The organism is Vibrio splendidus, from assembly GCF_002873455.1.
In the GTDB taxonomy this organism is placed as follows: domain Bacteria; phylum Pseudomonadota; class Gammaproteobacteria; order Enterobacterales; family Vibrionaceae; genus Vibrio; species Vibrio splendidus_J.
In genome coordinates, this window is the sequence record NZ_MCUN01000009.1 from 24,774 (window position 1) to 50,353 (window position 25,580).

The 25,580-nt window shown below is 43.2% G+C and carries 21 protein-coding genes; 3 read left to right on the forward strand and 18 right to left on the reverse strand.

All coding sequences use genetic code 11. The features are described 5' to 3' along the window. Positions 1 to 32: 32 nt before the first annotated feature. From BCU75_RS07160 to ppsA, 9 genes are all read right to left on the reverse strand, one after another. A complete protein-coding gene (locus BCU75_RS07160; RefSeq protein WP_076676286.1) occupies positions 33 to 1,865 on the reverse strand; it encodes a glycoside hydrolase family 13 protein in 1,833 nt (610 codons plus the stop codon). Between the two features lie 90 nt (positions 1,866 to 1,955). Then, on the reverse strand, positions 1,956 to 3,929 hold the full coding sequence (locus BCU75_RS07165; RefSeq protein WP_102465100.1) for an amylo-alpha-1,6-glucosidase: 1,974 nt from the start codon (positions 3,927 to 3,929) through the stop codon (positions 1,956 to 1,958). An 84-nt stretch (positions 3,930 to 4,013) separates the two neighbouring features. Further along, complete coding sequence (locus BCU75_RS07170; protein ID WP_198593402.1) at positions 4,014 to 4,637, reverse strand: hypothetical protein; 624 nt, start codon at positions 4,635 to 4,637, stop codon at positions 4,014 to 4,016. A gap of 91 nt (positions 4,638 to 4,728) precedes the next feature. After that, a complete protein-coding gene (locus BCU75_RS07175; protein WP_102473362.1) occupies positions 4,729 to 5,865 on the reverse strand; it encodes an ABC transporter ATP-binding protein in 1,137 nt (378 codons plus the stop codon). Continuing rightward, on the reverse strand, positions 5,865 to 6,779 hold the full coding sequence (locus BCU75_RS07180; RefSeq protein ID WP_076676294.1) for a sugar ABC transporter permease: 915 nt from the start codon (positions 6,777 to 6,779) through the stop codon (positions 5,865 to 5,867). Before BCU75_RS07180 ends, BCU75_RS07175 begins: the two co-directional genes overlap by 1 nt. Continuing rightward, positions 6,779 to 8,077 carry a carbohydrate ABC transporter permease gene (locus BCU75_RS07185; protein ID WP_102473363.1) on the reverse strand — a complete coding sequence of 433 codons (1,299 nt, stop codon included), beginning with the start codon at positions 8,075 to 8,077 and terminating at the stop codon, positions 6,779 to 6,781. Before BCU75_RS07185 ends, BCU75_RS07180 begins: the two co-directional genes overlap by 1 nt. A 111-nt stretch (positions 8,078 to 8,188) precedes the next feature. Then, entirely contained in the window at positions 8,189 to 9,322 is a 1,134-nt protein-coding gene (locus BCU75_RS07190) for a sugar ABC transporter substrate-binding protein (RefSeq protein WP_076676298.1), read from the reverse strand. A gap of 842 nt (positions 9,323 to 10,164) precedes the next feature. Then, positions 10,165 to 11,514 (reverse strand): MATE family efflux transporter, encoded by a 1,350-nt coding sequence (locus tag BCU75_RS07195; RefSeq protein WP_102473364.1) that lies wholly within the window; start codon positions 11,512 to 11,514, stop codon positions 10,165 to 10,167. Positions 11,515 to 11,726: 212 nt separating this feature from the next. After that, the gene (gene ppsA / locus BCU75_RS07200) at positions 11,727 to 14,099 is read right to left on the reverse strand and encodes a phosphoenolpyruvate synthase (protein ID WP_017108297.1); all 2,373 of its coding nucleotides are present in this window, start codon (positions 14,097 to 14,099) and stop codon (positions 11,727 to 11,729) included. A 178-nt stretch (positions 14,100 to 14,277) separates the two neighbouring features. Here ppsA and ppsR point away from each other — a divergent pair, with 178 nt between their 5' ends. Continuing rightward, positions 14,278 to 15,111 (forward strand): posphoenolpyruvate synthetase regulatory kinase/phosphorylase PpsR, encoded by an 834-nt coding sequence (gene ppsR, locus BCU75_RS07205; protein ID WP_009846294.1) that lies wholly within the window; start codon positions 14,278 to 14,280, stop codon positions 15,109 to 15,111. 230 nt (positions 15,112 to 15,341) lie between these two features. On the opposite strand, the gene BCU75_RS24365 is transcribed toward ppsR, so the two are convergent. Continuing rightward, complete coding sequence (locus tag BCU75_RS24365; RefSeq protein ID WP_162929977.1) at positions 15,342 to 15,500, reverse strand: hypothetical protein; 159 nt, start codon at positions 15,498 to 15,500, stop codon at positions 15,342 to 15,344. Between the two features lie 164 nt (positions 15,501 to 15,664). Next, the gene (locus BCU75_RS07210) at positions 15,665 to 16,645 is read right to left on the reverse strand and encodes a Gfo/Idh/MocA family protein (RefSeq protein ID WP_102473365.1); all 981 of its coding nucleotides are present in this window, start codon (positions 16,643 to 16,645) and stop codon (positions 15,665 to 15,667) included. Positions 16,646 to 16,854: 209 nt separating this feature from the next. On the opposite strand from BCU75_RS07210, the gene BCU75_RS07215 reads away from it, so the two are divergent. Together BCU75_RS07215 and BCU75_RS07220 are read left to right on the forward strand one after the other, a co-directional pair. Further along, positions 16,855 to 17,337: a GNAT family N-acetyltransferase gene (locus tag BCU75_RS07215; protein WP_102473366.1), complete on the forward strand. Its 483-nt coding sequence runs from the start codon at positions 16,855 to 16,857 to the stop codon at positions 17,335 to 17,337. Positions 17,338 to 17,339: 2 nt separating this feature from the next. Beyond that, a complete protein-coding gene (locus tag BCU75_RS07220) occupies positions 17,340 to 18,161 on the forward strand; it encodes a L,D-transpeptidase family protein (RefSeq protein WP_102473367.1) in 822 nt (273 codons plus the stop codon). 68 nt (positions 18,162 to 18,229) lie between these two features. Here BCU75_RS07220 and BCU75_RS07225 read toward each other — a convergent pair whose 3' ends face one another. The 7 genes from BCU75_RS07225 to BCU75_RS07255 form a co-directional block, all read right to left on the reverse strand. Further along, a complete protein-coding gene (locus tag BCU75_RS07225; RefSeq protein WP_102473368.1) occupies positions 18,230 to 18,967 on the reverse strand; it encodes a sulfite exporter TauE/SafE family protein in 738 nt (245 codons plus the stop codon). Positions 18,968 to 19,126: 159 nt separating this feature from the next. Beyond that, a complete protein-coding gene (locus BCU75_RS07230) occupies positions 19,127 to 19,846 on the reverse strand; it encodes a glycerophosphodiester phosphodiesterase family protein (protein ID WP_102473369.1) in 720 nt (239 codons plus the stop codon). A 56-nt stretch (positions 19,847 to 19,902) separates the two neighbouring features. Then, positions 19,903 to 21,201, reverse strand: coding sequence for a sn-glycerol-3-phosphate import ATP-binding protein UgpC (locus BCU75_RS07235; RefSeq protein ID WP_102473370.1), 1,299 nt, complete (start codon positions 21,199 to 21,201; stop codon positions 19,903 to 19,905). Continuing rightward, positions 21,191 to 22,033 (reverse strand): sn-glycerol-3-phosphate ABC transporter permease UgpE, encoded by an 843-nt coding sequence (gene ugpE / locus BCU75_RS07240; RefSeq protein WP_102473371.1) that lies wholly within the window; start codon positions 22,031 to 22,033, stop codon positions 21,191 to 21,193. The genes BCU75_RS07235 and ugpE overlap by 11 nt, the downstream gene beginning before the upstream one ends. Positions 22,034 to 22,071: 38 nt before the next feature. Beyond that, a complete protein-coding gene (locus BCU75_RS07245; RefSeq protein WP_102473372.1) occupies positions 22,072 to 22,953 on the reverse strand; it encodes an ABC transporter permease subunit in 882 nt (293 codons plus the stop codon). 294 nt (positions 22,954 to 23,247) lie between these two features. Then, positions 23,248 to 24,540, reverse strand: a complete 1,293-nt coding sequence (locus BCU75_RS07250) for an extracellular solute-binding protein (RefSeq protein WP_102473373.1) — start codon at positions 24,538 to 24,540, stop codon at positions 23,248 to 23,250. A 288-nt stretch (positions 24,541 to 24,828) separates the two neighbouring features. Then, entirely contained in the window at positions 24,829 to 25,431 is a 603-nt protein-coding gene (locus BCU75_RS07255) for a 2OG-Fe(II) oxygenase (protein ID WP_102473374.1), read from the reverse strand. Positions 25,432 to 25,580: the final 149 nt, after the last annotated feature.

The window sequence follows — 25,580 nt, forward strand, 5'->3', positions numbered from 1 at the left end:
GTGGCTTACTATTTTCTATCTAGCGATTACTTCTAGTTTTGATACATGGCGAAGCTAAAGGGTGCCAATGTTAACGTCTCTTCTAACTTGCAAGCAGTTTCGTTATAAATATCAAGGACACTATGGTTCGATAATAAATCAGGAAGAGTGATGTGAACCGTATCATTACTGTTGTTCATAATCACAGTAACACTCTCGCCTTTTAATACTTTTTGGTAAATAAGACATTGTTTCTCATCGTCACTCATTAACCAATTAATGTTATGAGCACGCAGAGCAGGGTGCTGTTTACGTAATTTTATGATTTGCATAATATGTTGTTTCATGTCCATATCATGTTTGCTCTCATCCCAAATCATGCATTTACGATTTAATGGGTCGGCTCCCCCATCTAAGCCAATTTCACTACCATAATAAATACACGGTGTACCACTGTGGGTAAATTGGAATAAATAGGCCAGTTTCACTTTCTCTTTATTGCCATCACAACGATGAAGAATACGGGACGTATCATGGCTATCTAACAATGAAAATGCCGCTTCATTAACCGCAATCGGGTAGCTTGCATTGACATCATTTACCGCATATTTGAATTGGTTCGCATTGAGGTTTCCGTTAGCAAAAAATCCTATCATTGCATCGGATAATGGGTAATTCATTACGGCATCAAATTGATCGCCTGTAAGCCAATTCATCGAGTCATGCCATGCTTCACCTAAGATATAGATCTCGGGTTTTATCGCTTTTAACTCATCTCGGAAGCGCCTCCAGAAGCGCTGGTCTACTTCATTTGCTACGTCTAAGCGCCACGCATCAATATCAAAGTTACGCACCCAGTATCGACCGACTTCAAGTAAATATTCCATTACTTCTGGGTTTTCGGTATTTAACTTAGGCATGTTTTGCGCAAAGGCAAAGGCGCGATAGTTGAGGTATTCTTTGCTGTGTTGATCTTTTTTAGACTCATCTACAAGTGGAAACTGTTCAACATAGAACCAATCAATGTATTTGGAGTCTTTGCCGTTTTTAATGACATCTTGCCACTGAATAGAATCGGCACCAATATGATTGAATACGGCATCTAACATGACTTTCATGCCACGCTTGTGGGCTTCTGCTATTAGGGTTCTTACTGTGTCGTCATCACCAAAAGCAGGGTCAACTTTTAGATAATCAACGGTGTCGTATTTGTGATTCGTTTTACCTTGAGTAATTGGTGTGAAATATAAGCCTGTAATACCGAGATCTTGTAGGTAGTCAAGATGGTCAATTACTCCTTGTAAATCACCACCAAAGAAGCTTTTAGTTTTCGGGTCTTCAGAACCCCAAGATAGTACATTTTTAGGTGAGATTGAGGGATCACCATTGGCAAAGCGCTCAGGAAATATTTGATACCAAACTGTATCTTTTACCCAATGTGGAGGGCTAAATACATCGATAGGGTTCATGTATGGGAAGCAGTAGAAATTGAGTAATTGGCTTAATACTGGGTCAGTATTATCGGTGATAGTGAAAATTTGTTTTTCAGTAACGAGCAGTTTTTCTTTCTCTTTACTTTCTAGAATAAAAGCATAACGAGCACGGAAAAATTGGGGTTTCGCTGCGCAGAACCAATAATCAAACAATTCTGTTTCACATTCTTTTTCCATGGTAAGGTTTTCGCCGCCACTCCAACCCATTGCATCTTCTGCATTTAGATTGCCGCCACCGCCACCGGATGTCCAATCGTATGGATCACCAATTCTTAATGTGGCGTTATCGACTTCGCCTTTTGCTGTACGAATGCGTAAATGAAGTGTTTCCTTATCATAAGTATAAGAATAACTAGAGTGAGATCTATGATAGATCGCTGCTTTTGTAATCATGATTAATACCGTTTAATGAAAAACCAATCTAAATAAGCGCTGAGTGACTATTTATCTAGATTGGTAGAAATGTGTGATAGGTAATAAATATTACTTTTGAATCGTTTCTTCGTAATGTTTTACGACACGTAGCACTTCACTGACGCTCCACGCTTGGGCGAAACAACCACGAGACTGACTTGGCGCGTAACCATCATAGATTTCAGCTAATTGACCAATACAGCCTTCATAAAGACCATCTTGGTTGTGCTCAATAAATTGCTCAACAATACGAAGTAAGTCTTTATCTTGTGGGAATTGACGTAATATGCCTATTAGGAACTGTCCAATCATAAAGCCCCAAACCGTACCTTGGTGGTACGCCATATCACGATCAAAGTGAGAGCCTGTACACACCACTTTAAACTCCGGGTCATTCATCGCAAGCGAGCGTAAACCTAGTGGTGAATACAATTCTTTATAAATAGTAAGAATGACCGAACGTGCTCTTTCTTGGCTTAAAATAGGGAAGGGTAAACCAACCGCATAGGCCTGGTTTGGACGAATTTGTTGATTGATCTCACCCTCTTTAATCCAGTCATTTAAGTAGCCTGCATCATTGTAAAACTCATTGTTAAAGGTAGTTTTTACTTGTTCTACCAGTGCAGGCAACTCTGGCATTGGTTTGTTCAGTTTTTGATTAAAGAAATCCAAAATAGATAGTGCATTAAACCAAAGGGCGTTAATTTCTACTGCACAACCGTGTCTTGGTGTTGGTACGATATCCTCGTAACGAATGTCCATCCAAGTCAGCTGATCAAAACCGCTGCCGCCGCTGATCAAACCGTTATCAAGCATCTTAATCTCAAAGTCAGTACCGTTACGATAATGCTGATAAATGTTAGTCATGCATTGATACGCTTCATCACGGATAAACTCTAGATCGCCGCTCGCTTGGTAATATTCATATAAGCTAACAATGAACAATAGCGAAGCATCGATGGTGTTATACATTGGCTCAACCCCAGCTTCAGGGAAAAGATTAGGAAGTACACCACGGCGTTCGTAACGGATAAAAGTACGGAAGATCTGTCTTGCGTCTTCAAATTGATTGGTCGATAAATTACAACCCCATAATGCAATCATGGTGTCACGGCCCCAATCGGCAAAGAACGGGTAGCCCGCAATGATTGATTTAGATTCTGTTGAGTCACGATCTACCACAAACTGCTCACTGGCACGGACCAATTGTTTTCCAAATAAACTCTTTAGATTAGCGTGCTTGATGTACTCTTGTTGGCGCTTAATTTCTGCGTCAATCATTTCGTCGGCAGTCTGCGCTTCTAGAGAAACTGCGCGATCTTCTTCTGCTTCAAATACTATCGAGAATTGTTCGTGCGTTTCAGTGCCTACAAAGGCAATGGTATGAAGTGCTACTTGAGCATCTGTTGCAGGACGACCATCGCGAGCATCATAAGAAAAGTACAGCCCCGACTCATAGCGAGGGGTATCTAATGCTGAATCAGCACCATTGTGACGATAAATAAGTGCTTGACCGTTACTGCTGATTTTGCCTTCTTGATGCGTAAATTCTTGTTGTCTTGATAGGTTCTGCCCTTTTGCACAGAAGTGATATTTTGGTGTTACATTCAACGTAAATGCTTGTTTCAATGGATTGAATATTTGATATTTAATCGCAAGACGGTTTACCCCTTGAGCCATCACAATGGTTTTGGTGATTTCAATACCACGGATACGATAAGTAAATTCTGGAAGATGAGTTTGAGTAAAATTATCAAACAGCAATGTTGAGTCTATTGTGTCATACGGATTTACATTGGCTTGTGAAGATAGTGGGTGAGCTTCGCCACTCGGCAACGTAATACGGTCATCCAGATGACGTATAAAATTAAAGCGATTGTTTGGTGCAACAAGGCTTGCCATAAACAACGCATGGTCATTTCGACTGCAAGAGCCTGCAAGGGTAAGAGAAGAATAACCGCCTAATCCATTTGTTAGTAGGTAGTTCGATTCTTCAAAGCGATCCATATCGCGAAAATTTGCTTTAGAAAGAGAGATTTTCATGTGAACCTTACAATTAAATATCAAATGTTATCCCGTGTTTATTTTATTCACGCATAGGTGATAGGTTAACGAGGGAGTTTATAGTTAGCTTTTAATTCCGTTATAAACGAGTAACAGTTTTTGCACTTCACCTTGGGTGTGCGCGAGATCTTGGCTCTCTTCGTATCCCCAAAGTGATGTAATTTGGACGTCATTTTGGGTCGGTGTTACTTTGAATGCCGCAATGCGTTCTTGCTCATTATCAGAAATAAAAAACAGATAAGGCTGAGGCTGTGTAAGCAGTGCGTTGTATTGAGAAGGCGTGGTATATACGGCATTCACTGCTTTTACGTTTTGAGTGCCATAAAAGCGCTGGGCTTCAGCTAATACAGGTAATGCCATTTCTTGCAGTTGTTTGTAACTGCTTTCTACATGGAATGAACCACAATCACTTGGGATCTGATCACGCAGTGCTTTATATTGGGCATTAATGACTTCTAATGGCAGGGTTAAATAGTCATTTTCAAACTGTTGTGCTGAGGCAAATAGCTCATCATTATTAACGCATTGCTTAAAATTTTGTTGTTGCTCTGTAAATGTTGAGTAGTCAAACGATGGCTTAGGAAGACTGCTGTATGCAATAATAAAGCCGGTAATGAAAATAACGACAGCGACAGTAATATGAAGCATATAGTCGTGAATGCGTTGAAGTTGGCCGTGAAAATTCAAAATATGGCTCCTTTCTTTACGGTGTAAATATGCTCTATAAGGCATGGCTTATTGCCCTCAATGAGGTGAGGGCAATAAAGGTGGCTGTGTTCTATTTCTTAAATTCAGCGGATTTGATTGAGTACTTGATGGACCCTTCCGTCTCCGTATCAAAGAAATGCAGCTTGGTGTTATCGATAACTAAGGTGATTTTCTCATCGATATCAACGTCTGGTTCGCCGGTGCCCAATGTGCCTACAAACATGTTCATTGGTGCAGCATTAAAGAATACGTTAATCGCATCGCCTAAGTATTCGCTGTTAAGTGCGGTGACTTCAAAACAACAATCAGGGAACGCATCGCGGTATTTTTTGCCAGAACGAATGGCACTAGAGCGTGCGCCTAACGTAACTAATTTTCCGTTGTAGCCTGCGTCGTTTAAGATCTGTTGGTCACTTTTATTCAAGGTAATCGTGAAAGAAGGACACATAAACTGACCACCTTCGTACATTCCTTCAATAAGGTTCATTGATGGCATGCCCATGAAAGTCGCTACAAAACAGTTTTTAGGGTTAGTAAATAGCTCTTTTGGATAACCAATTTGCTGAACTTCACCCATCGACATTAATACGATGCGATCCGCCATGGTCATTGCTTCAACTTGGTCATGGGTTACGTAAATGGTGATTGCGCCCTTAGCTCTGTGCATGCGAGAGATTTCAGTACGTGTTGTAGTACGTAATTTCGCATCCAAGTTACTTAATGGTTCATCCATTAGGTACAATTTAGGCGTACGAACCATGGCACGGCCTAAAGCCACACGTTGACGCTGCCCACCTGACAACTCCTTTGGCTTACGCTCTAGGTATTCTTTTAAAAATAAGTCGTCAGAAATATTATCAACTGAGTTTTTGATCTCATCACTTGGGTAATTACGTAATTTTAAGCCGTAACCAATGTTGTCACGTACCGACATGTGTGGGTACAGCGCGTAGCTTTGGAATACCATCGCAATATCACGATCTTTTGAGCTTACGTCATTTACCACTTCACCATCGATGATGAATTCGCCATCAGTAATGTCTTCTAAGCCTGCAATCATGCGTAGTGTGGTGGATTTCCCACAACCCGATGGACCAACAAGAACAATGAATTCACCTTCTTCAATATCGAGATTGAAATCACGTACCGAACACGTATCAGAATTAGGGTATTTTTTATTGATGTTTCTTAATGAAATTTTGCTCATTAGCCTTTTACTCCACCAGACGTTAAACCGCCCACGATATAATCTTGAAATTTATAGAAAACGATAACAGGCGGAATTGCTGCTAAGACCGCGCCTGCTGCGAATACGTTGTAGCTCGATTCTTTAATGTTATTGATAAGACCCATAAGGCCTACTGCCAGTGTTTTCGCTTCTGAATCCATACTTGCAATCAGGAATTTAGGCATGATGATGTCGCCAATTGGACCTAAGAAACAGAAGATAGCGATAACCATGATCATCGGCTTAACTAATGGCAGCAGTATTTCTTTGAAGATCTGCATTTGAGTTGCACCATCAATTTTTGCAGATTCATCTAACGCACGAGGAATCGAATCGTAATAGCCTTTCATTAAAATCGTATTCATTGTGATACCACCTGTGGTGTAGATGAGGATCATAAAGATATACGTATAAAGCGTGGCATTGGCAGAGCTGTAAATACCAATAGAGTTCGCAATCGCATACAAAGCAATTAAGCCACTGCCTGATGGTATGATTTGAATAACTAATAATGACACCAATGCGCTCTTACGAGATTGGTAGCGATACCGAGAGTAAACAAATCCCGAAATTGTCACGATAAACGTAGAGAGGATCATGGTGATTATCGATACTAAGAAGGTATTTCGGTACCAACTTAAATAAGGCGTATCATTAAAAAGTTGGACAAAATTCTTTGTTAAACTGAAATTTTCAGGGAAGAACGACGTAGAGTACAATGAGTTACTCACGTTAAACGCACTCATTAATGTGACCAAAATTGGATAAAGAATGATGACTGACATCGAAATTAAAAAAGCATAACAAAAAAACACACCAATGTTTTTTGTAACAACATGACGGTTTAAGCGTTTTGCTTTCATTTGGCGTTCCAAAGGAATTGCTTTGTCCATTACATAACCTCCTCATTTTTGAAGGCACCAGCTTTTAACCATGAATACAAGACCACGGCACCGACAATGGTGCTAGTAATTAATGTATATACTGCTGCTTCGTTGTATTTCGCATCCATCATTAAACGAAAGCCTAGAGATGAAATGGTATCGAGCGGTTTGTAAATTGAACCTACCGTTTGAACCGTTGCTTCGCCCAACATATATACGATGGTGACGTTATTAAAGTTGAAGGTAAATTGGGTAATAAATACTGGAGCAACACTTATCAATATTAGGGGTAAAGTGATGTCGAAGAAGTTTGTCCATGCGTTACCACCGTCAATCGCACTGGCTTCATATAAATCATCAGGGATGGTTTGTAATACACCTGTCACCAAGATAAATACGTAAGGGAAGCCTAACCATGCTTGAATTAATATGATTGTGATTTTGGCGTAATCTGCATTTAGGAAGAAGCCAATTGCTGTGCTTACGTCGTATTCGTTGCCTGTGAAAAATGGAATAACCATGGTATTCATGCCACCAACTTTTGAGAAGAACAGTTGGAAAACAAGAATGGTCAAAAAAGCAGGAACTGCCCAAGGCAAAATGTAGACAGTACGGAAGAATTTCTTCCCTCTGATATGCTTATTGTTTGCGACCACCGCCAGAGCGGTACCAAGAACGATGGTGAGTGCAGAGGCGCAGAAAGTCCATGTCAGAGTCCAAGATAAGGTTTCCTGGAATGCTGCAGCTGTTCGTTCGTTCGTGAACAAACGCTCAAAGTTGGTAAAGCCTTTCCATTCAATTAGAAATGCAGGTGGTAACACTGGGCGTTTAAAGTTAGTGAAGGCAACGACAATAGAAACAATCGCTGGTAATAAAGCAAAAACAAACAATAGTATAAATTTAGGTGCCGTAATTAGGTTGGGTACAATTTCGTGTGATAATCCGCGTATTTTTTCAGTAAAGGTAATCGCAAAGCCAGATTCATCTATTTGTCGTTTTACATCTTTTGCATCGCGAGCAAAGGCGTAATGCAATATAAAAAAGACTAAGATCATCATTGCACCAACGGTTGAACCCACCATGATAAGAAAAGAGTCATCCACAAAGCGCTCTGCACCAATAGTGATTTTTCCATTAGGTTGTTCGACGGCTAAAAGACGGAAATTAGGAAGAGTGAATTGTATAAAAACCAATATCTCTAAAGCTAATATAGAGAACCCAAATAAAGCCTCTCGCATTCGACGTAGTGCAAGGTGTCCGCTACCTGGGATCAGCATAGAGAACCAGAATACAAACTGTTGACTCATGTAAATAACCTACTTATTTTTTACTGTTGTGTAGATATGTCATGCCTTTGTATTACACGATGCCGAATGTACTCGACATCGTGTAGTTTATTTGAAAACTAAATTAGCCGATTACATGTCTTCAATATCAATTTCAATCGTATCAACGGCAGCGTCTAATACGGCTTTGACATCTTGACCTTGTGCGATTTGAGCAAGGCCTGTTTTCATTGGTCCCCATACCTTCATGAACTCTGGGATGCTTGGCATAGGTTGGCCGATGTTTGTCGCATCAAAGATAGCTTTGTGTAGAGAGCCTTCTTTGTAGTTAACAGATAGGCTAGGTGAGACTTCACGAGTGTCTGAATACCATTTATTAGCATTCTCAGGTGTTGCTAAGAACTTGATGAAAGCACGCGCGCCTTCTTTGTTGCCACTGTAGCCGTTAACGGTCATCCCTTTTGTGCCAGTTAGCGCTTTGTATGGATGGCTGCCATCCCAGCTTGGGATAGGTGCTGCACCAACATTAATACCTGCTTTTTCGATATCGGCAATTGCCCATGGGCCGTTGATAATCGCTTTTACTTTTCCTTCCATGAAGTATTTCATCATGATGTCATAAGCAACGGTATCATCTTGCATCAATGTCCAGTGACTTACGCCGCTGCTATATAAACTATGAGCGGCTAAACCCGCCTTGATTGAATCTGGTGTATTTAAACCAATGTCTTGTGGGTTGTTGTCTTTGAATATATAGCCGCCATTAGACATAAATAGGCCGCCAGTGAAGTAGAAATCAGTAAACTTCGCAGCCCATTCTGAAGGTGGAATTTCTTTAAGTGTTTTTGGCGCTTCTTTTATCATGTCTTTGTTGTATAGAAACAATGTTGTATCTGTAGACATTGGAAGCATGTAGGTTTGACCGTTATAGGTTGATGCGTTGGTAGCGGCATCTGTGTAGCCATTAACGGTAAAGTTGGTTGGTGCAATTAAGTGTTGGTCAGCTAATTCACCAATACGGTCATTTGGGATCATGAAAATATCAGCAATGTTGCCTTTTTGAGTTGGTAGAGCGGCTAGCAAATCAAACATGCTTGTTGCTGCTACTTCAACCTTAAAGTCTTTACCTTTATTGAACTGCTCTGCAAGTTCGGTGAAGTAAGGGACATAGCTTTTTTCAACGCCAATAACGATGTTTTCTGCAGCCATTGCAGCGTTACTTAGTAATAGGGCAGCTGAAACGGCAAGCGATAATTTCTTAATCATTTTATTGCTCCTGAATAGGGGGAGAGGTTTAAATCGATAAAATCACGTTGGGTATATTAATTTAATCATATCAACAGCTTATGTTTATTATTAAGCGGTCTCTCTAGAGTGCTTCCTGCGATACATGTCTGTCTGTTTATAAGACTAACGTCATTGAAATCATCATAAGTCTTTGGCAGCAGGCGGTGAAATGCTATTTATATTTGGTGGCCATAGATAAAATGCATATCACATAGATAAATGTTATCTAACGCAATGATATCCAAACTATTCATGGTCTTTGACAAGTTAAAAATGTGAAGACAATAACAGTCTGTAGGACGAGAAAAAAAGAGAAAAAGGAGAAGGTATTGAATGGTGTACTTGCATGAAAAAAGGGTGGCTATTACCTTTAACTTAGTATGGTTTTTGTGAGGCTATCTTTTGTTTTAACGACTTCGATTAACACCGACGTATCTATTCGCTTCAACTTTGTTCTTGAAGGTTTTTGTATTCTTGATCAACTTTTCAGTGAGTAGTGATTTTATACCATGAAATTTTACTTCGTTTGAACAAATGCCAAACTCTTTTCTCATCCAATCAATGGAAGAGCCAAAATCAAATTTGCCTTATGCCATAGAGTTGCTCGCTTTTCTATTTGGCACGAGTCATATTTGGGTTACAAATCCATGAAGTATGCTCGCGTCCTTTTATGGCCGCTAAGATAACAACAAGAACATTGAGGTGAAAATTGCCAGTAGAACCTAATTCTGTGATTCCTTCTGAACTCAATCGAGCGATATAACTGAGCTGAATACAAGTGTTAACACTGTAAGGTTACCAACAAAACCTACCATGGCCAGTTACTTACTACGATTAGTATTAGTTAATTTTACTTCGACTTGTCCAAGTGCGCGTTGGTACATAAACCATGCACATGTTCCGGCAAGCACATTACCTACCATAGCGCCCCAGAATAGACCTTCAATTCCAGCAAGCTGAGAGCCAACCCACAAGCAAGGCAAGAAGAAGGCAAACAGACGCAACGCTGAAATCGTTAATGCGGTGTAAGACTTGCCTAGAGCGTTAGAAACAGAAACCATCAGCATACAAATTCCCAATGGACCTAAGCTGATAGGAACGATCAGTAGGTGGTAGTTTAAAATCGTTGAGACTTCGCTTTCACTGGTCATTAGGTTTGCCAGCCCACCAGAGAACAACCAAGTCACCAGTGCAATCACCAACTGGAAACCCAATACGAACATCACCGCAATCTTAACGAGCTTACGTATGTTTTCGAGGTTGTTTTCTCCCAACATGCGGCCAATCATCGGAGGCATCGACATCGTTAGTGCTAGCACAGCGACAATTGAGAAGAATTCAAAACGTGAACCCAATGCCCAAGCTGCAACTGCAGCGGTGCCATAGCCTGCAAGCAGTTTTGTGGCGAACATTGATGAAACTGGCGGTAGCAATTGACTGATCATCGCGGGACCCATGATGTTACCAATGGAACGAACACTCTTACCGATATCAAGATCGTGCCAGTCGAACGTCATCCAATGCTTTTTAGTCACTTTTGGAGCAACGATAAAGATACCCGCGCCGAATGCTAAGATGGTCGCAATGGCGGCTCCATTAATGCCCATGTCGAGAGTAAAGATGAAAATCGGATCTAATATCAAGTTGATGATACTGGTCGCGATCATCATTGAGCCGGGCAGCATGGTATTACCATTGGCACGACACACACTGTAGAAGAAGTAGAGCAGTGCACCTGTCCAAGAGCTGACTAGCCAATAGATCCAATAAGAATCAATGATTGGCAATACCGTCGGTGGCGCATCCAACAACTGTAAAATTGGCCCACGAAGCAGATAGATGATGACCGAGAAAAGCGCGACACTCACGCTGCCCATCGCAATCACTAGTCCACCAAGCTGCTTAGCGTAGCGTGTCTCGTTCGCGCCAATAGCTCTCGCGATAACCGCAGTGGTCGCGATACCTAACCCGACTTGAATACCAATGATGATCATCTGTATTGGAAGTGTGAAACCTTGAACGGCGAGTGGCAGCACGCCCAGTTGGCCAATAAAAGCACTGTCTACAAGCTGGAAGCTCATTAGGGAAAGCACCCCAAACAGCATTGGCCATGTCATTGTATAGAGTTGTCGGCCAAGAGATGGCGAGGGAGTTGCGGTAGTCGAATTCATAACACTCTTATCAGTCTTGAAGTCAGGGTTGTCGTGGTGACAATCCTCTCAATGAAGAATTGCGTAAAGGATAACGTAAGGTCAGCTCGATACCAATGTTTGTTGCGATAGGCAGATTAACTTTGTTGGCTTTCGGTGAACAAAAAGCCAGTCGTAGTGACTGGCTTTGTAGTATTTACTTTTTGTGAAAGCGACTTTTGGGCGGTTAAGTGTTACTTATTCGCAACGTTACCCAGTTTCAGCCATGTGTCGATAACTGTATCTGGGTTCAATGAAACCGAGCTGATGCCTTGCTCCATTAACCACTCGGCTAGGTCGTCATGGTCAGATGGACCTTGGCCACAAATACCTACGTATTTACCCGCTTTAGCCGCGGCATCGATTGCCATTTTTAGCATCGCTTTCACTGCTGGGTTACGCTCATCGAATAAGTGCGCAACGTCACCTGAATCTCGGTCTAGGCCAAGTGTCAGCTGTGTCATGTCGTTTGAACCGATAGAGAAGCCATCGAAGTACTTCAAGAACTCATCAGCCAATATCGCATTCGATGGTAGCTCACACATCATGATGACTTTCAGACCTTGGTCGCCACGACGTAGGTTAAACTTAGCCAGAATGTCGATAACTGATGCCGCTTCGCTCGGTGTGCGAACGAATGGGATCATGATTTCAACGTTCTTTAGTCCCATCTCGTTACGAACGCGTTTTAGCGCTTGAGTTTCTAGCTCGAAACAGTCTTCAAATACTGGAGAGATGTAACGGGATGCACCACGGAAGCCCAGCATTGGGTTTTCTTCATGTGGTTCAAATGTTTTACCGCCAACAAGGTTGCTGTACTCGTTCGACTTAAAGTCAGACATACGTACGATTACACGCTTAGGCCAGAATGCAGACGCGATAGTCGCGATGCCTTCCGTTAGCTTGCTTACGTAGAAATCGATAGGATCTTTGTAGCCACGAATTCGCTGGTTGATTTCTGCTTTGATCTCGTCCGTTTGCTCATCGAAGTTCAGCAGAGCTTTAGGGTGAATACCGATCATCTTGTTGATGATGAATTCAAGACGAGCAAGGCCAACACCTTCGTTCGGGATTTGAGCGAAGTCGAAGGCACGATCTGGGTTACCCACGTTCATCATTACTTTAGTTGGCAGCATTGGTAGCTCATCAACCTCAGAACGTTTGATTTCAAAGTCGAGTTCGCCGTTGTAAACGTAGCCTGTTTCACCTTCTGAACATGACACTGTTACGGTGTCGCCATCATTCAGGCTGCTTGTCGCGGTACCACAACCAACAATGGCAGGAATGCCTAGCTCACGAGCAATGATTGCTGCGTGACAAGTACGGCCGCCACGGTTAGTGACAATCGCAGAGGCTTTCTTCATTACAGGTTCCCAGTCTGGGTCTGTCATGTCAGTTACTAGCACGTCGCCTTCTTGAACCAGTGACATTTGGTCTAGAGAATCAACCAAGCGAACAGGGCCTGAACCGATACGCTGACCGATAGCACGACCTTCAACCAAGACATCCGCCTTATTGTTTAGCTCGTAACGCTCGATAACGTTTTGGTCACTTTGAGAACATACCGTTTCTGGTCGAGCTTGAACGATGTAAAGCTTGCCGTCGATGCCATCTTTTGCCCACTCAATGTCCATCGGACGTTGGTAGTGCTTCTCGATGATCATCGCTTGTTTTGCTAGCTCTTTGATCTCTTCATCGTTCAATGAGAACTCGTTACGCTCTTGAGTATCCGTATCGATGATATCAACTTGTTTGCCGATCTCTTGGTTGGTTGAGTAGATCATCTTGATCAACTTAGAACCAAACGTCTTTTTAACGACTGGATAGTGACCCGCTTCTAACATTGGCTTGTGAACGTAGAACTCGTCTGGGTTCACTGCGCCTTGTACAACCATTTCACCTAGACCCCAAGAAGAGGTAATGAACACCACTTGGTCGAAGCCTGACTCAGTATCAAGCGTGAACATCACACCTGAAGAGGCTTTGTCTGAGCGAACCATACGTTGAATGCCCGCAGACAATGAAATGCCACGGTGATCAAAGCCTTGGTGCACGCGGTAAGAGATAGCACGGTCGTTAAATAGTGAAGCGAACACGTGTTTCGTTGCTTCGATAACCGCATCGATACCTTTCACGTTAAGGAAGGTTTCTTGTTGGCCTGCGAAAGAAGCATCTGGAAGGTCTTCAGCCGTTGCCGATGAACGAACCGCAACAGACAATTCTTCGTTGCCTTCAATCAGTTCGCGGTAGTTATCACGGATATCTTGCTCTAGTGATTCTGGGAATGGCGCGTCTAGAACCCATTGTCGAATCGTTGCACCTGTCTTACGCAGTGCGTCAACGTCTTCAACATCAAGTTCATCAAGGAGTTGGTGAATGCGTTCATCAAGACCTTTGTAGTCAAGAAAGTTATTAAACGCATAAGATGTGGTAGCAAAACCATTTGGTACCGATACGCCAGCGTTGGCTAGGTTAGACACCATCTCGCCAAGTGAAGCATTCTTACCGCCGACTTTGTCGACATCTTCCATGGAAAGGCCATTGAACCATAGGGTGTTATTTTGCATTTATTTCTCCAGAAACATAGCAAGCATTGTAGGGATTTAAAGGCAAACGATTACGTATCAGTTTAAAAAAATGTAAATTATTTTCTAAAGCTGTGGGGGACGTAATAGTCAGCAGGGTTTCGTTATATATATTATGGTTCCCATCCTACTCAAAATAATTTTAAACATTAAATAAAAAATGCAAATTGATATCCAAAGTCGTGATGTATTCTATGTTTCTGATGGAACGGCCATAACATGTGAGACTTTAGGGCATGTTGTTCTAGGTCAATTCCCATTCGAAGCTAATGAAAAAACCTTCCCGTTTGTCGAAAGTGAAGACAAACTTTCTGATTTATTGAAAGAGATCGAGATTTCATATCGAGCAACAGGCCATGAACCTTTGGTCTTTTTCTCGATTGTGATTCCGGAGATAAAACTCAAGCTGTTAGATGCGCCTGCGCATTGTTATGACGTGTTAGAGAGTATCGTGCAGAAAGTGCAAGATGATACGAAAATGGCGCCTAAGCCGAAGCTGCAGCGTTCTCGTAGCGTCAATAAAGACTCGGACAAATACTTCGACCGTATTGCTGCTATCGAATACACATTAGCGCACGACGACGGCATTACTTTAAAAGGCTTGGAAGAGGCAGATATTATCTTGTTGGGCGTCTCTCGCAGCGGCAAAACGCCAACGAGCTTGTACATGGCAATGCAGTTTGGTTTACGCGTCGCAAACTATCCGTTTATCCATGATGATATTGCTCGCTTAAGGTTGCTACCGGAATTTGAGATATATCGTCATAAGCTGTTTGGTTTGACGATTGATGCGGAAAGGCTGACCGAGATCCGTGAAAATCGATTAGCAGGCAGTGAGTACGCAAGTGACTCTCAATGTTTGTATGAGCTGCAAACGGTAGAAGGTTTGTTCAGACGTGAAGCCATTCCATACATCAACACCTCGTCACTGTCTGTTGAAGAGATTTCGACACGAATCTTGGAACGTACAGGGTTGAGAAGGCGATTACTGTAATCAAAGACAGCGGAGTCATAAAAAATCTAAGCTCGTAAGGACAATGTTTCGGGGAGCTTCGATTTTTCAAGTTAGTTGTGATTTGCTTGATAAATGAAGAGGGTGATGGGGGAGTCACAAATATAAAAAAGGCTCTGGCTGCTCACTCTAATGCAGAAGAGTGAAGTCAGCCAAAGCCTCAATGTTGTTACCTTTAGCAGAGTGACTACTAAAAGAGCAGAGTGGTTAAACTATGCTTTTTTAAGGTCTTGCGTTGGGTAAGTAAGCGTCATTGCGCCTTCTACAGTTGTAACGTGAACGTAGCCGCCACCAGCGCTTAGGCCAGTCACTACCATTTCACCAAGTTCAACACCTTTTGTTGCTACAACGCGATCGTCAACTGAAAACACTTTACACACCTTCAATAAATTAAATAAATACGATAGATATCGAACGAGGATTTAAACAGATGACACTTCAATCAACTAATCCAGTTATTTGTCGTAAAGATTAAATTTAGTTATGTATAAATGACTATTTCTTAGTTATCAGACCATTAGCGTATTTGTGGTGCCTATTTGTCTGCAGGGTAAACGACACCAACTTGCTGACGCATCTCTGTAATTAACTTGGCAACGGTTAGAGCGCGTTGTTGGGCTTGTATTTGTGTTGTGCTGTCGCCAGCAATACAGTCTGCAAAGGCTTGCGCCTCGTAACACATCGAATTTTCGCTTTGCGCTTGAGTAAGGTTCTCAACACGACCATCACGGTAGCGGATCTTAATGTCGGTACATTCGGCAATGTGATCGATAATGATTGCCCCTCGTTCACCTTGGATTTCACTTGGTGCATAAGAGTCACTGACTTTGGAGTGCGCAAGGGTCACATCAAACTCTGGATATTGAAAGATCGCACTGCCATGAGCATCCACGCCAGAATCAAGCAATTTAGCAGAAGCGTGAGCTGCTTGAGGCTTGCCAAACAGTGCCACGGAAGCGGCGACACAATAGAAACCGATGTCGACCAACGAGCCGTTCGAGAAGGCTGGATTGAAGGTGTTTGGGTTTTCCCCATTTAAGTATTTTTGATAGCGAGATGAGTATTGGCAGTAGTTGATGTGTGCCTTATGTACCTTGCCAATCTTTTCTAAACCAAGTTGAATTTGCTTAAAGTTCGGCAGAAACTGAGATTTGTACGCTTCAAATAACACCACGCCGTTTTGTTCTGCGACTTCAAACATTCGAGTGGCTTCATCAATATTTGACGCGACAGGCTTTTCACAAATCACATGCTTGCCGTGCTTCATCATCAAGATCGATTGCTCACAGTGCATTGAGTTTGGAGATGCGATGTAAACCGCTGTTATTGTACTGTCACTGGCTAATGCTTCGAGAGAGTCATAAGTCGTTTCAACGTCAAATTCTTGGGCGAACTGTGCCGCGCTGTCTAAGTTTCGTGAATAAACCGCAGCAAGTTGTATCGATTGATTTTCATGGGCAGCTTGAACAAACTTTTGTGTAATCCAATTGGTTCCAATTACAGCAAACTTAATCATATAGGTATCCAGTCGTTAGTGTATTGATTCTGTAGAGATAGTAGCATTCAAAGGTCGCCAATGTGCCTTAGATTTGCGGAACAATTTCCGTTTAAATACAGCCTAATATCCATTTTTGGCCTCAAAAATATACCTGAGTTGGCTAGGACAACGGTGCACAAGTAAGTCATTTTTGCTAAGGTATTATGTAATTCAAACAAGGTGATGATATGCAAATCCGTACCGCAAAGGTAACTGACATTCGCTCTATTTTAGCGCTTTCTGAGCAGATAAACCGTCAACATCATCTTGGTGCACCTATGGTGTTTGCACCACCGTCACGAAGCCTTGGCGACAGCGAAGAGTATTGGTTAGGGTTGATGATAGACCCGCTCGGTTCCTTCTTTGTTGCGGTTCAAGACGAACAGGTCGTTGGCTTTCTTGCCGGCAAAGTGACACAGAACAAAGGGGTGAGCTTTATTCAACCGCATAAAATCGCGCGGGTGAATACGATTGTGGTCAACGATCAGATTCAAAGCCAAGGTGTCGGTAAGGCGTTGATGAAATCATTCAACCAATGGTCGCAGGCCAGAGGAGCGATAGAGCTTCGTTTAGAAGTGATGGAGTTTAACCAGCAAGCTCAGAGTTTCTATGAGTCGTTAGGAATGGAAACTCAATCTCGAACCATGTCTATGAGCTTAGAGGGGATATAAAGGTGCGGTTGTTTTTGCCTTTATCACTGTACTTACTCTTTGCGAGCTCTCTGATTTATTCAGCGACTTCCTCTGCTACGGATACGCCGCAATATGTAAAGCCGCCCGCAACTCAGAAGTCACAAGCGCAGAAGCTTGTAGTCGAGAAAATCGTTTCTGATGCAACGGCGATAGAAACCATTGTGTTTGAGTCAGCAACCTCCCATTCTAATCGCACACCTACATCATCGGTCACTGAGAATTCAAAACATGTCATTGTTCTGGACGATGCTCTTGAAGGGGACTCTCAACAAAAGGTCGGCCAGCTTTCTCAAGGTTCATCGAAACGCCCACCTCAAAGCTCATCCCAAAAGTTTTACAACGTGCCTAATATTGCTTCAGAGATAGACCCGCTACTTCAAGTAGTCACTTTGGTTAAGGTTGATAAATCGAAACGTAGAATGTACCTACTTAAAGGGGAGGAAGTGGTTCAGGAATTTCGTATTGCACTAGGTAAACAACCGAAAGGGCATAAGCGCTTTGAAGGGGACAACCGAACGCCAGAAGGGCAATACCAGCTTGACTATGTTTTGGAAGAATCGGATTTTCATCGCTCAGTGCATATTAGCTACCCGCAACCTTCGGATATGCAGTGGGCAAAAGAAAATGAAGTTGATCCTGGCGGGAACATCAAAATCCACGGTATTAAAAATGGTGAGCGCCGTTCACCGAGCTTTATACAAAGCTTTGATTGGACGGATGGTTGTATTGCTTTAACGAACCAAGATATGGATGCGTTTATTGAACTAGTTAAAATGGGCACTCCTATCCATATCGAATGGTAGCACCCAAATTATTTTACTCGTTCAGTTTAGATTTTCACTTACGCAGATTAAGTTTTCACTTACCCAATTTAGACGAGTACTCGACCTGCACTGAATATAGCAATTACGATCAGCAGTGCAATGGTGACTGGCTTGAATTTTTCTCCGCCAAACCTCTCGAACAATTTAGACCCGATATAGCCACCAAACATGCTGCTTGGCAAAAGTACCATAGTAATCCAGACCACATCACGGTCGACCAATCCTGCGATGGATGCCGAGAAAAATGCACTCGAATCAGCCAGTACAAAGAACGCGATCAGGCCTGCTCTGGCAATGTGAGGCTCGACAGGACTTGCCAATGCATGCGTGCCAACCGGAGGCCCAGACATTGAAGCTGCGCCATTCATAACCCCGGCAAGGCTGCCTAAAATATAGGGAGCAAACCTAGGTTCGCTTTTGTATTGGAATCCTTTGTAGATCATAAGTGCAGACGCAAAAATGAAGGCACTGATGATCAAGATGATCGTGTCTTGGCTAACAGATTTGAGCAACAGTAAGCCGACGGGAGTGAAGGCCAAACAAGGGATAAATACCTTTGAAACCCAGCGCCAATTTACATGATGTTTAACCTTCGGCAGCAATTGGATATTGCCTAACAGGTCGATCAGCATGAAAACGGGAACCAGTTCGATAACAGGCACGAATAACGCACTCAATGGCAATGCCACTAAGGTGAACCCAAAACCTGAGAAGCCACGAACAATAGCGGCGAAAATGAAGATTGCACCCAAAATTGGGAAAGTTGGACTAAAAATGAGATCCATAAATTAAGTAACCAATGAAGCTGTCTAATAAGGCGAGCTAGTGAAACCAAGTGAGTAGCGGAATGTACTCCTACTCACTTGTGTTTGCTACTTAATTTTATGGTTTCCTGGGAGTTAATTTTAAAGTTTATCGAGGCTATTTCTGCGGTATTTACGAGCTCAATTTATAGAGTTGAATTGATTCGGAAAATCAGTGAATACGGCATCTACTTTTGAGAGGAATTTGAAGCGAGACGGGTCATTGACGGTGTAGCACCATGCTTGAATGTTCGCTTCGTTGAGTGTGTCAAGATCGCTCTGATCAACGTGTTCATAGTTCATGTGACAGCTGAACGCTTTGACCTCATTGATGAGCATCAGATCATCTTGAGTCAGCTGCTCAGTGATCACCCCCACTCGATATCTCGGCAAATGACGAGCCATTTCAGTAACCACCTTATGGCTGAAGCTCGATAATAAGACCTTATCAGTGTCCAGATTTGAGCGAATCAACTCGTCGTGTAACAGATCAACCACATGAGGGGCTTGATGTCGGCTGTCGACTTTAATTTCGAGGTTGACGCTGAGATCATGTTGCTTAACAAGCGCGAGCAACTCTCCTAGCGTCAGTATTTTTTCTCCAGCGAATTGTTCCGATTTCCAGCTACCAAAATCTAACAGGCGCAATTCTGCCAAGGTATGTTCATCAACACGCCCTTGACCATCACTACAACGTTCTAGTGTGTGGTCGTGACAGACGACCAGCTGGTCATCCTGAGTGGGCTGAATATCAACTTCAATCCATTTCAATCCGAGTTTAGCCGCTTGTTCAATGCTTGCTTTGGTATTTTCTGGGTGAGTACCTGCTACACCCCGATGACCTACGATGATAGACGACATAATTAATCCTTCTTAAAGACGCACCGTAAAAACGCATTAAATATCAGTGTACTCGATTAAGCTAGAGCCGTCGTTAAGCTTGTCGCATCTTCGTGTGACTCCTGTGATGTGAAGTTATTTGGGTGAATGCGTTTGCCAAGATTGTCAAAAATATGCAGGTTGGATTTATCGATGCTTAGCCCGAGGGGGACGGCTTGGGACAACGTCGTTTCGGGTGTCACTGCAATAAAAGGTTGTTCGTTCACAAGGCCATGAACTAATTGATTTGGCCCTAAAGGCTCAACCACGCTGATGCGTAATTCAAGCGGCAGAGCGTTCATGACTAATTCGGTACAAACCTCTGAGTGCTCTGGGCGAATACCAAGCGTGATAGTGGTGTTCTTAACGTGAGCGTATTCTGGTAAGTACATTTGCTGATCGCCAATCTCAAGGTAGCCGTCGTCAAGTGTTGCTGGTAAGAAATTCATCGCAGGGCTGCCAATGAAGCTTGCCACAAAGATACTCGCTGGCTGGTGGTAGACCTCTCTTGGTGTACCGACTTGCTCTATCTGACCTTTGTTGAGTACTACGATTCTGTCTGCTAGCGTCATGGCTTCAACTTGGTCGTGAGTGACGTAAACACTAGTGACACCGAGTTCGCGCTGCAGTTTTTTGATTTCTAGTCTCATGTGAGCACGCAGTGATGCATCTAGGTTAGACAAAGGTTCATCAAACAAGAACAATTGTGGATCGCGGACGATCGCTCGCCCCATAGCAACTCGTTGGCGCTGACCTCCAGATAATTTGGCGGGCTTGCGATCTAGGTACTCTTCTATTTTCAGTGTTTTGGCGACTCTTTCAATCTTCTCTTCAATAAGGTGCTGACTGACACCTCGGTTCTTTAAGCCATAAGCGAGGTTCTTATACACCGTCATGTGAGGGTAGAGTGCGTAATTCTGGAAAACCATCGCGATATCACGCAGGGCTGGTTTCTCGGTATCGACCCGACGACCAGCTAAGTGTATCTCACCGCCAGAGATGCTTTCCAAACCCGCAATGGAACGTAGGATAGAAGACTTTCCACAACCAGAAGGGCCGACCAAAACAAGGAATTCACCCTCATCGATATCAAGTGAGACGCCTTTGACGGCTTGATGGCCGTTTTCATACGTCTTCACCAAGTTTTTGATACCCAACATGGTGGGAGCTTTACGCATACAATTCTGAGTGTCTTGTTTGTGCGTTAGCGTCTGTTTTGGGTTTGGCATCGGTTTGTCCTCTGTTTTGTTCGGAGAAGCTGGGTGAGACGTTTTGTACTCATCGAGTGATTGAATGCGGTTATCGTTCATTTGAGTTGTGTCGTTATTATTTTTCACTTTCTACTAGCCCTTTTACAAACCAACGCTGAAATACAACCACCACTAAAACGGGTGGTAACATGGCTAAAATCACCATGGCGAAAGCATAGTCGTAGCGCGGTAAACTGGTTTCATTGATGTTGTTGAGTACTTGCTTGATGCCCATCACGATGGTGTTGTAGCCTTCGTCTGTGGTTATGATGATTGGCCACAGGTACTGGTTCCAACCCACAACAAACATGATGATGAAGATCGCGGCGATCATGGTCTTAGATAGCGGCAGTAAGATATCGACAAAAAATCGAAATGGACCTGCGTTATCTAGTTGAGCAGCTTCTAATAATTCATCTGGGATGGTCTTGAAGAACTGCCTAAAAAAGAATGTTGCGGTGGCTGAGGCGATCAAAGGCAGAATCAACCCTGTGTAGCTATTAAGAAGACCGAGCCCTGCAACAACTTCGTAAGATGGGATTATGCGAACCTCCAATGGCAATAGCAGGGTCACAAAAATCAACCAAAACCACGCCGTGGCGTAAGGTAGTCGAAAGTAGACCAATGCATACGCTGCCATCATCGAAATGATGATCTTACCGATCGCAAAACCTAACCCCATGATCATTGAGTTGGCGATCATTTTGCTGGCGGTGACTTCGCCACTAAAGCCCATGCTTTTGTTCCAAGCTTCGCTATAAATGGTCGTAAAGTTATCGCCCGGTAGCCATTGCAGGCCTTCGCTGACAATAGTGTTTGGGTTGTGGGTCGAACTGGCGAAGATTAGCCAGATAGGGACTAACATAAACAGCATCCCAGCAATTAAAATTAGGTGGTCAGAGACCTTATTACTTTTCATAGATAACTCCTGTCGTGTTAAAACCTAGCTGTAGTGGGCTAGTAATGAACACGCTTTTCTACAACGCGAAACTGGATGAATGTAAGAGCGAGGACCAACAGTAAAAGCACAACTGATTGTGCGGAGCTGCCGCCTAAATCTGCGCCGACAAAACCATCTCGATACACTTTGTAGACTAACGAAGTGGTGCCACCACCTGGACCGCCATTGGTCATGGTGTCTATCACACCAAAGGTTTCAAAGAACGAGTAGGTGAGGTTGATGACCAATAGAAAGAAGCCAGTTGGGGCGAGTAGTGGGAAAGTGATGGTCCAGAAACGTTTCGAGTCACTGATACAATCCAGCATCGCTGCTTCTTTTACGGCGTAAGAGATCGATTGAAGCCCCGCTAGAAAGTAGATGAAGTTCACCGAAACCTGTTTCCACACGGACACCAAAATCAGAGCAAACGTGGCATCAACAGGATCGGTTTGGAAACTGAAGTCCCAACCCACAACGGTAAATAATTCGGTAAATACACCAATGTGCGGATTAAACAAGAAAGCACCGATAACGCCTGCTATCGCGGGTGCAACTGCATAAACCCAAGTGAGAGTGACTTTGTAAGCCCCTTGACCATGAATGATATTGTCAGCTTTGACCGCGAGCAGCAGCGCTAAAGTAAGCGATAGGAAAGAGACCACAATCGCAAACATCAAGGTGAAGCCAATCGAGTTGAGGTACTCACTCGATTCAAATAGCATTTGATAGTTCTCAAACCACACGAAGATGGAAGAGGTGCCCCAAGGGTCTTCCAACATAAAAGACAGGTATACCGCTTTTGTCGCTGGGTAGATAAAGAAAACGGCAATGATGAGTATCTGAGGCGCCAAAAATAGGTAAGGCAGCGGAGAGTGAAAGAATTGCTGACGTCGTTCCACAGGGTAATCCCTAAAAATAGTTACAGTGGCCACTAATATTTACAGTGACCACTAATAGTTACAGTAGCCACTATTAGCGACCTAAATCACTAGCGCGGTATTAAGGAATGCATCCAGTTGAGTTATCGTTGTTGGAGCAAGAAATGGCGCTAATGAACAATCTCCTCACACTTTGCCATTACGTTTTTAATCGCAGTGACAAGTTGTGAGGAGCGATGAACTGCTTTGGTTTGTTGAACTGATTTGGTTTGTTAAGCCTTTAGTTCAGTTATCTGCTTTAGCTAAAAAGCAGAATTAGTTCATGGTGCGAGCGAAACGTTTTAGTAGTTTGCTGCTTTCATCTTCGACCTTGTCTAGGCTGTTCTCGACGCTAGAGCGGTCGGCGAAGATGTTATCGAACTCACGGTGCATCACTTCACGGATCTGCGGGTAATAACCTAAGCGGTAGCCCTTAGTCCATTCGCCCGATTTAAGGCTTAGCTGCTTTACGCCCACTTCCGCGTCTGGCTGTTCTTTGTAGTAGCCAGACTCTTTCGCTAGTTCATAGGCAGCGGTCGTTACAGGTACATAGCCAGTGGTTTTGTGCCAGTAAACTTGAGTTTCAGGCTTAGTCAGGTAATCAAAGAACGCTGCCACACCTTTGTCTTGTTGTTGGTCATGGCCATTGAGTGCAAACAGAGCTGCACCGCCAATGAAGGTTAAGCCAGCATCCGGGTTAACCGATTTCCAGTATGGAAGATAAGTTGTGCCTAACTCGAAAGGTACGCGGTTACGTAAACCACCGAATGAACCTGAAGAGCCCATCCACATTGCCACTTCTTGGCGTTCGAAAGGCGTTTGGTTCGCATCCCAATCGCTGCCGTAATACTTGTAGTAACCTAGATCTGACCACTCTTTCATCTTGCTAACGTGCATCATCATGTCTTTGGTGTTGAACATAATTTTAGTGGATAGGCCGTCATAGCCATTGCTCTGGTCAGAGACTGGTAGGTTATGGCGTGACTTAAAGTTCTCGAACATGATCCATGGTGTTAGAGATTGAGAAAACGCGATGTGTCCTTCGGCCTTCAGTTTCTTAGCAACCACTTCGAGTTCTTCATAAGTCTTAGGCGCTTTAGCACCCACTTCCGCAAGAAGGTCTTTGTTGTAGTACAGCACTGGGGTTGAACTGTTGAAAGGCATACCAACCATCTTGCCTTGGTTGTCGGCATAGAAGTTACGAACGCCCGCTAGGTAGTCGTTCGAATTAAAGCTGTAGCCCGACTCTACCAGAATATCCTGTACCGGTTTCGCGACGCCTTTAGCGTTCATGATGGTGGCAGCACCGGCATCGAATACTTGTAGAATGTTAGGAGCTTCGCCTGCTCGATATGCCGCGATACCCGCTGTTAAGGTCTCTGTGTATGAACCTTTATAGATTGGCGTGATCTTGTAATCATCTTGTGACGCATTAAAGTCCGTCGCAATCTTATTGACGGTTTCTCCAAGTTGTCCGCCCATTGCGTGCCACCAAGTGACTTGAGTCGTTGCGAACGCTGGCATTGCCGCTGTCGCAGAAAGAACGCCTGCCAAAATTAGCTTATTCATCTTCTTTTCCTTTTGGATGAAATCGATGTAGATGTATTGAATTAGAGTATTAACGAGACGGTAGGGGTATCGTTTGAAGCTATCTTGAACAGGGTATATTTCACTTACGTGGCTAAACCGTTTCACTGATATGAAAGATTCGTTTCGATTTTATTTAAGAGAAAAGTTATTGATGGTTTTGATGTTTAATAGGTTCGGTTCTTAAGACGTTTTATTGAACAACTGTTGTCCAACAAAAAAGCCTCTTGAGGGAGAGGCTTAAGAGTAAAGTTCGATGTGGATACAGTGTTAGTGCGCGATGTCGAGTTGGTTGTCTTTCACACCATTAATACGGAACCAACCAGCAATGCTGAAACGCTCTGTGTTGGTTGGCAGTACCTCGTGTGGGAATTGTTCCGACAAGAACACAAATAAGCGGCCTGACTTTGGTGGAATGGTCGCGATGTGATTGTCTTTTAGATCGTAAACCACGAGCTCCCCTGCGTCTTCCTCAGACCATTCGTCATTCATGTAGAACACGGTGGTCAGGCGGCGGTTTTCATTGCCTTTGAAGCAGTCTAAGTGCTTCTGGTAAAAATCACCTTTTTCGTATTTCGCAAAGTGCGCTTCGTATTCGAACAGACCTAAAAAGAACGCTTGATTTGCCTCTAAACGAATTTGTTCCATTTTGTCTAGGAACAGAGATGCTGGTTCGCCCATATCACGGCGTACCCACTGAATTTTGTCACTACGAATCGTTGCTTCTCGTGCTACGTCATCGTTACGGCCGATCCTAGCCTTTTTCCAGTTCTCTGGAATGCAATCCCTCAATGCCACCACTTCTTCGTTAGTTAAGAAGTCATCCCAAACGAAATAGCCTTGGGTAGAAAGAGCATCGATAAGTTGGTTCATGTATAGCACTCAGACAATAAATTAGAGGCGCATATATAGTCCGATTAACTCAGGCCAACAAATCACATATTTTGTCGTCACGACTAATGCTTGTAGTTTACTGGTGAAGATAAAAGGGAAGAACAACCGAAAAGAAAAAGTGAACCAGT

Excerpts from the sequence above, each read along its gene's own strand:
- BCU75_RS07210 (WP_102473365.1), bottom strand. The coding sequence starts at position 16,645 with ATGATTAAGTTTGCTGTAATTGGAACCAATTGGATTACACAAAAGTTT.
- BCU75_RS07255 (WP_102473374.1), bottom strand. The coding sequence starts at position 25,431 with ATGAACCAACTTATCGATGCTCTTTCTACCCAAGGCTATTTCGTTTGG.
- BCU75_RS07215 (WP_102473366.1), top strand. The coding sequence starts at position 16,855 with ATGCAAATCCGTACCGCAAAGGTAACTGACATTCGCTCTATTTTAGCG.
- BCU75_RS07175 (WP_102473362.1), bottom strand. The coding sequence starts at position 5,865 with ATGAGCAAAATTTCATTAAGAAACATCAATAAAAAATACCCTAATTCT.
- BCU75_RS07250 (WP_102473373.1), bottom strand. The coding sequence starts at position 24,540 with ATGAATAAGCTAATTTTGGCAGGCGTTCTTTCTGCGACAGCGGCAATG.
- BCU75_RS07180 (WP_076676294.1), bottom strand. The coding sequence starts at position 6,779 with ATGGACAAAGCAATTCCTTTGGAACGCCAAATGAAAGCAAAACGCTTA.
- BCU75_RS07190 (WP_076676298.1), bottom strand. The coding sequence starts at position 9,322 with ATGATTAAGAAATTATCGCTTGCCGTTTCAGCTGCCCTATTACTAAGT.
- ugpE (WP_102473371.1), bottom strand. The coding sequence starts at position 22,033 with ATGAAAAGTAATAAGGTCTCTGACCACCTAATTTTAATTGCTGGGATG.
- BCU75_RS07230 (WP_102473369.1), bottom strand. The coding sequence starts at position 19,846 with ATGTCGTCTATCATCGTAGGTCATCGGGGTGTAGCAGGTACTCACCCA.
- ppsA (WP_017108297.1), bottom strand. The coding sequence starts at position 14,099 with ATGCAAAATAACACCCTATGGTTCAATGGCCTTTCCATGGAAGATGTC.
- BCU75_RS07160 (WP_076676286.1), bottom strand. The coding sequence starts at position 1,865 with ATGATTACAAAAGCAGCGATCTATCATAGATCTCACTCTAGTTATTCT.
- BCU75_RS07165 (WP_102465100.1), bottom strand. The coding sequence starts at position 3,929 with ATGAAAATCTCTCTTTCTAAAGCAAATTTTCGCGATATGGATCGCTTT.
- ppsR (WP_009846294.1), top strand. The coding sequence starts at position 14,278 with ATGCAAATTGATATCCAAAGTCGTGATGTATTCTATGTTTCTGATGGA.
- BCU75_RS07195 (WP_102473364.1), bottom strand. The coding sequence starts at position 11,514 with ATGAATTCGACTACCGCAACTCCCTCGCCATCTCTTGGCCGACAACTC.
- BCU75_RS07225 (WP_102473368.1), bottom strand. The coding sequence starts at position 18,967 with ATGGATCTCATTTTTAGTCCAACTTTCCCAATTTTGGGTGCAATCTTC.
- BCU75_RS07185 (WP_102473363.1), bottom strand. The coding sequence starts at position 8,077 with ATGAGTCAACAGTTTGTATTCTGGTTCTCTATGCTGATCCCAGGTAGC.